General features: G+C 66.3%; 6 protein-coding genes. 2 read left to right on the top strand and 4 right to left on the bottom strand.

Annotated elements, in window-relative coordinates; translation table 11 throughout:
* Window positions 1-89: 89 nt before the first annotated feature.
* From folE to VIR09_RS19010, 3 genes are all read right to left on the bottom strand, one after another.
* The gene (folE, locus tag VIR09_RS19020; protein ID WP_062682444.1) at window positions 90-635 is read right to left on the bottom strand and encodes a GTP cyclohydrolase I FolE; all 546 of its coding nucleotides are present in this window, start codon (window positions 633-635) and stop codon (window positions 90-92) included.
* Between the two features lie 120 nt (window positions 636-755).
* Entirely contained in the window at window positions 756-1403 is a 648-nt protein-coding gene (locus VIR09_RS19015) for a response regulator transcription factor (RefSeq protein WP_332014280.1), read from the bottom strand.
* Window positions 1400-2818, bottom strand: a complete 1419-nt coding sequence (locus VIR09_RS19010) for a cache domain-containing protein (RefSeq protein WP_332014279.1) — start codon at window positions 2816-2818, stop codon at window positions 1400-1402. Before VIR09_RS19010 ends, VIR09_RS19015 begins: the two co-directional genes overlap by 4 nt.
* A gap of 313 nt (window positions 2819-3131) precedes the next feature.
* On the opposite strand from VIR09_RS19010, the gene VIR09_RS19005 reads away from it, so the two are divergent.
* Both VIR09_RS19005 and VIR09_RS19000 read left to right on the top strand, forming a co-directional pair.
* Window positions 3132-5213, top strand: a complete 2082-nt coding sequence (locus VIR09_RS19005; RefSeq protein ID WP_332014278.1) for a carbon starvation CstA family protein — start codon at window positions 3132-3134, stop codon at window positions 5211-5213.
* 18 nt (window positions 5214-5231) lie between these two features.
* Window positions 5232-5444, top strand: coding sequence for a YbdD/YjiX family protein (locus tag VIR09_RS19000; RefSeq protein WP_085946884.1), 213 nt, complete (start codon window positions 5232-5234; stop codon window positions 5442-5444).
* Window positions 5445-5524: 80 nt separating this feature from the next.
* Here the strand turns inward: VIR09_RS19000 and VIR09_RS18995 are convergent.
* The coding region (locus VIR09_RS18995; RefSeq protein ID WP_332014277.1) for an MFS transporter at window positions 5525-6130 on the bottom strand (606 nt) is incomplete at its 5' end.

Below are 6130 nucleotides of genomic sequence, written 5' to 3'. Positions count from 1 at the left end.
GCAACGCCAGGACTGGCGAGGCCGGCGCGGCGGGGTGCGGCCGGCGAGGCGGCCCGCGACATGCGCCAAAAGGGGGAGGGGAGATCCTGCTAGCGGATGAGGCTTAGGAACTCGGCCCGGGTCGAGGGGTTGTCGTGGAATTCGCCCAGCATGACGGAGGTCACCATGGAAGAGTTCTGCTTTTCCACCCCGCGCATCATCATGCACATGTGCTGCGCTTCGATGACCACGGCCACGCCGGCGGCGTCGGTCACGGACTGCACGGCCTCGGCCACCTGGCGGCTGAGGTTTTCCTGGATCTGCAGGCGCCGCGCATACATCTCGACGATGCGCGCGACCTTGGACAGGCCCAGCACCTTGCCGTTGGGCAGGTAGGCCACGTGCGCCTTGCCGATGAAGGGCAGCATGTGGTGCTCACAGAGCGAATACAGCTCGATGTTCTTGACCAGCACGATCTCGCGCGTGTCCGAGGTGAACAGCGCGCCGTTGACGATTTCGTCCAGGTTCTGTCCATAGCCGCGGCACAGGTGGCGCATGGCCTTGGCCGCGCGCGCCGGCGTGTCGGCCAGCCCTTCGCGGGACGGATCTTCCCCTAGTTGTTCGAGAATGGCGGTGTAGTGCTTTTCCAATGACATCGGGGACTCCTGGGGGCGGCGCTGGTTGCGGCGCTTTACTGTGTGTAGCGTGGTGAACGCAAGTCTACCGCAGCGCGGGAATCGGGGCAGGCCAGGGCTCAGGGGCGGACCGGCCGTGGATCAGACCCCACGGTTTTCGACCGCGTACTTGATCAGTTCGGCCTGGCCGTCTATGCCCAGCTTGCGCTTGATGTTCAGGCGATGGGTCTCCACCGTGCGCACCGACAACCCCAGCGCTTGCGCGATCTGCTTGTTGGCCTCGCCGCTGGCGATGTGGCGCAGCACGTCGCGTTCGCGCTGCGTCAGCATCGTGGCCGGCGCCGTGGCTTGCGACAGGCGCACCGTCACCGCGGCGCTGAAGTAGCTGCGGCCGGCCATGACGGCCTCGATGGCGGTGACGATCTCCTGCGCCGGCTCGTCCTTCAGCAGGTAACCGCGCGCGCCGGCCTTGACGGCCTGCACCATGTACTCGGGATTGTCGTGCATGGACAGCACCAGCACGGCGATCTGGGGGTAGCGCTCATGCAGCAGGGCCGTCAGCTCCAGTCCGCCCACGCCGGGCATGTTGAGGTCCATCAACGCCAGGTGCGGCAAGGTGCCGCCCTGCGGATCCTCGGCCAGGCAGGCGGCCAGGAAGGCCTGGGCGGCGGCGGCATTGCCGGCCTCGCCCACCACCCGCAGCTGCGGCACGGTTTCCAGGCGCAAGCGCAGCCCGTCCCGCACCAGGGGATGGTCGTCGATCAACAGCAGTCGGATGGCGTCGGTCATGCTTCGGAGCTCGCGGGAACGGGGGCGGCGGGCAGCGGCAACCAGGCTTGCAGGACCGTGCCGTGGGTAGTGGAATGGAACGTAAGCGTCCCGGCCAGTGCGTTCATGCGTTCGCGCATATTGCGCAGGCCGATGCCGCGGCGCGGATCCTGCTGCACTTCGGCATAGTCGAAACCGCGGCCGTCGTCGGCAATGGTCAGGCGCAGGTCGCGCGGGGAATAGGCCAGCGTCATGTCGGCGCGGGTGGCGCCGGCGTGGCGGATGACGTTGGTCAGGGCTTCCTGGGTGACGCGGAAGAGGGCGGTGGCGTAGGCTTCGGGCAGCTTCACCGGCTGCCCGGCGGTATGCAGGCGCACGGCCAACGGCGGGGCGCCGTCCTCGCTGGGAATGGCGAACTCCCGGCCCAGGTGTTCCAGCGCGGCCGGCAGGCCCAGGTCATCCAGCAGCGTGGGCCGCAAGTTGTGCGAAATGCGGCGGACCTCGCCCACGGCGGTGTTCAGCCGGTCCAGCGCGCCGCCCAGCGGGGTATCGATATGGGCGAGCTGGCGAGGCTCGGCCGGCAGCGTTTGCCGCAGCCGTTCCCGCGCCGCTTCCAAGGACAGCTTGATCGACACCAGCACCTGGCTGATGCCGTCATGCAGCTCGCGCGACAGGCGGGCGCGTTCGTCTTCCTGGGAACGCACCAGCTGCCGCGCCATCAGCCGCAGCTTGGCGTCGGACTGGCGGTGGTCGCTGATGTTCAGGGCCAGACCGCAGGCGGCCACGCCCAGGATGGATACTGCAGCGATGCCGGCCACCCAGGCGAACATGCTGCGGATATTGGCCTGCGCGGCGGCGTCGATGCGTTCCAGCGCCTGCTGCACGTCGTCCAGATAGATGCCGGTGCCCAGCATCCAGCCCCAACGCTCCAGCACCACCACGTAACCCAGCTTTTCCTCGGTCTGGAGGGTGGACGGCTTTTCCCACAGGTAATGCACCGCTTCGCCGTCCTGGCCGCCGCGCCGGGCGGCGGTCAGCAGGTTTTGGATGACGGGCTGGCCCTTGGTATCGCGCAGCTCCCAGAGTTCCTGGCCGACCAGTTCCGGCTGGCGCGGGTGCATCAGGTTCTTGCCCTGCAGGTCATAGACGAAAAAATAGCCGTCGTGGCCGAATTCCATCTGCGCCAGCAGGTCGAGCGCGCGCTGGCGGGTGGCGTCGTCGTCGGCCGCCGCCTGCAGCGGCGCGATGGCGCTGTAGGCCAGGTTGACGTAGTGGCGCAGCTCGCCTTCCTTGCTGGCCAGCCAGGCGCTTTCCACCACTTGTTTTTCGCGCTGCGCCAGCTGCAGGCCCTGCACGTAGACGGCCACCGTGATGGCGGCGACGGCCACCAGCAGGGGCACCGCGGCAAGCAGCAGGATTTTGAGGCGCAGCTTCATGAAGGATTTGTATCAGCGCGAACGCGGTTATTGCGGCGCAGCATTTTACGTTCCGCAATCAGGGTCGGGAAATTTCAGCATGGATTTTACGGTTTCCGCCAAATCATGCTGCGCCGCATTGCGTAGTAACACGTAGCGGAATTGCGTAGTTTCGCGCTTGTTGCTGCGTAGTCAAAACGAAATACTAGCGTCCGCGTCGACACGGCGCTGCGTGGACGCGCGCGTCCACCACCCCACAACAATGAGTCTGCCTTCCGCGGGACGATAAAAGCGTTTCACGCCAAAAGCATGGCGGGAGGCAAGAGGAGCACTTATGCAAACCAGCAGTAAGGGACTGGGTCAACACCTGGTCTGGCTGGCGGTTGCGGTACTGGGCGCATTCGCGCTGGGCACCGTGGCGCTAGCCAGAGGGGAGACCATCAATGCGCTATGGGTGGTGATCGCCGCCGTGTGCGTGTATTTGATCGCATACCGTTACTACAGCCGCTTCATCGCCAAGAACGTCTTCCAGCTGGACCCGACGCGCATGACGCCGGCCTGGAAGCACAACGACGGCCTGGACTACGTGCCCACCAACAAGCACGTGCTGTTCGGCCACCACTTCGCCGCCATCGCCGGCGCTGGTCCCCTGGTCGGCCCGGTGCTGGCCGCGCAGATGGGCTATCTGCCGGGCATGCTGTGGATTCTGGCCGGCGTGGTGTTCGCCGGCGCCGTGCAGGACTTCACCATCCTCTTCATCTCGACCCGCCGCGACGGCCGTTCGCTGGGTGACCTGGTCAAGTCCGAACTGGGCAAGATCCCGGGCGTGATCGCGCTGTTCGGCGCCTTCATGATCATGGTCATCATCCTGGCCGTGCTGGCGCTGATCGTGGTCAAGGCGCTGACGCACTCGCCCTGGGGCACCTTCACGGTGGCCGCGACCATCCCCATCGCGTTGTTCATGGGCGTGTACCTGCGCTACATCCGTCCGGGCAAGATCGGCGAAGTGTCCATCATCGGCTTCGTCGGCCTGATGGCCGCCATCACCTTCGGCCAGGACGTGGCCGCGCACCCGGTGATCGGCCCCATGTTCGACTTCGACGGCAAGGGCCTGACCTGGATCCTGATCATCTACGGCTTCATCGCCTCGGTGCTGCCGGTGTGGCTGCTGCTGGCCCCGCGCGACTACCTGTCGACCTTCCTCAAGATCGGCACGATCGTCGGCCTGGCCATCGGCATCGTGGTGGTGGCGCCCGAGCTGAAAATGCCCGCGCTGACCCAGTTCGTCGACGGCACCGGTCCGGTGTGGTCGGGCAACCTGTTCCCGTTCCTCTTCATCACCATCGCCTGCGGCGCGGTGTCGGGCTTCCACGCCCTGATTTCCTCGGGCACCACGCCCAAGCTGATCGAGAACGAAACCCAGGCCCGCTACATCGGTTATGGCGGCATGCTGATGGAATCCTTCGTGGCCATCATGGCGCTGGTCGCGGCTTGCGTGATCGAGCCCGGCATCTACTACGCCATGAACAGCCCCGCGGCCGTAATCGGCACCACCCCCGACCAGGTCGCCCAGGTGGTGTCCAGCTGGGGCTTCGTGGTGACGCCCGCCGATCTGATCCAGACCGCCAAGGACGTGGGCGAAAGCACCATCATCTCCCGTGCGGGCGGCGCGCCCACGCTGGCCGTGGGCATGGCCCACATCCTGCACCAGGCCATCGGCGGCCCGGGCATGATGGCCTTCTGGTACCACTTCGCCATCCTGTTCGAAGCGCTCTTCATCCTGACGGCGGTCGACGCCGGCACCCGCGCCGGCCGCTTCATGCTGCAGGATCTGCTGGGCACCTTCGCCCCGTCGCTCAAGCGCACGGACTCGTTGCCGGCCAACCTGATCGCCACCGCCTTGTGCGTGGCGGCCTGGGGCTACTTCCTGTATCAGGGCGTGGTGGACCCGCTGGGCGGCATCAACACGCTGTGGCCGCTGTTCGGCATCGCCAACCAGATGCTGGCCGCGATCGCGCTGACGCTGGGCACCGTCGTGCTGTTCAAGATGAAACGCGACCGCTACGCATGGGTCACCATCTTGCCCACGCTGTGGCTCCTGGCTTGCACGCTGACGGCCGGCTGGCAAAAGCTGTTCGACGCCGACCCGCGAGTCAGCTTCCTGGCTCACGCCGCGAAGTACAACGCGGCCATCGCCGAAGGCCGCGTGCTGGCGCCCGCCAAGTCGCTGGGCGAGATGTCGCGTGTCGTGATGAACGACTACATCAACGCCGGCCTCTGCGCCATCTTCATGTTCGTGGTGGTCAGTATCGTGGTGTTCGGCCTGAAGTCGGTGCAGCGCGCGCGCGCCGAGAACAAGCCGACCTCGCGCGAGACGCCCTACGAAACCCTGCCCGTCGCGGCGGGCGCGGACTGACCCCCAAGGAGGCGCCGCATGCTGTTTGGCAACATGAGTTCAGCCGCCGGCGCCGCCGGCCGTTACCTGGGGCAGACGCTCCGGCTGATGGTCGGCGTGCCGGACTACGAGACATATGTGGAACATATGCGGCGTACCCACCCTGACCAAGAGCCGATGACCTACGAAGCTTTCTTCCGCGAGCGCCAGGACGCGCGCTACGGGGGAAAGAAACGGATCGGCTGTTGCTGATGGACAATGCCCCTACGGGGGCTTTTTCTTTGGACGCGCCAGCGTCGAAAAGACCCACGCGGCGAACGACGCACTCGCTTCTACGATGCGCGCGGCCGCAGCCTTTCCGAATAAATCACCAGCGGCACCGCGCACAGCGCGCACGCGGCCATCACCATGAAGCCGCCGGGCGCGTAGCTTCGGTACAGCGCGCCGCCCAGCTGGATGCTGGCGAACATGAACACGCCGCCCGACAGCATCGCGTATAGCGCGATCGCCGATGTCTTGCATGCGGCGGGCACGTGGCGCGTGATGTACCACATGATGGCGGCGTTGTTGCCGGCCAGGGTGAAGCACTGCAGCAACTGCAGCCCGGCGATCAACGCCGGGTCCGTCGTGGCCGACAGGCCCGCCCAGCGGATGACCGTCATCACCGCCGATGCCAGAATCAGCCATTGCGCCCCGGTCCGGGCCAGGACCTTTGGCGCCAGGAAAAAAAACAGCACTTCGCTGCCGACGCCCACCACCCACAACAGAGAGATCAGCGCGGTCGACAGGCCGCTTGCGGTCCAGTAGAGCGTGGAATAGGAATACAGGAAGCCGTTGCTGGCCTGGACCAGCGACGCCGCCGCGATGCACATCACAAGCGGGCGGTCGCGCAGGACCGCCAGCATGGGCGTCCGCACGCGCTGGGCCGGCGTCTCGTC

This window comes from Achromobacter sp. (genome assembly GCF_036567245.1).
Taxonomy (GTDB): Bacteria; Pseudomonadota; Gammaproteobacteria; order Burkholderiales; family Burkholderiaceae_B; genus Achromobacter.
Note: the sequence above shows the minus strand (reverse complement) of the source record. Positions and strands in the feature narration are given on the sequence as shown.

Excerpts from the sequence above, each read along its gene's own strand:
- VIR09_RS19000 (WP_085946884.1), top strand. The coding sequence starts at position 5,232 with ATGCTGTTTGGCAACATGAGTTCAGCCGCCGGCGCCGCCGGCCGTTAC.
- VIR09_RS19005 (WP_332014278.1), top strand. The coding sequence starts at position 3,132 with ATGCAAACCAGCAGTAAGGGACTGGGTCAACACCTGGTCTGGCTGGCG.
- VIR09_RS19015 (WP_332014280.1), bottom strand. The coding sequence starts at position 1,403 with ATGACCGACGCCATCCGACTGCTGTTGATCGACGACCATCCCCTGGTG.
- folE (WP_062682444.1), bottom strand. The coding sequence starts at position 635 with ATGTCATTGGAAAAGCACTACACCGCCATTCTCGAACAACTAGGGGAA.
- VIR09_RS19010 (WP_332014279.1), bottom strand. The coding sequence starts at position 2,818 with ATGAAGCTGCGCCTCAAAATCCTGCTGCTTGCCGCGGTGCCCCTGCTG.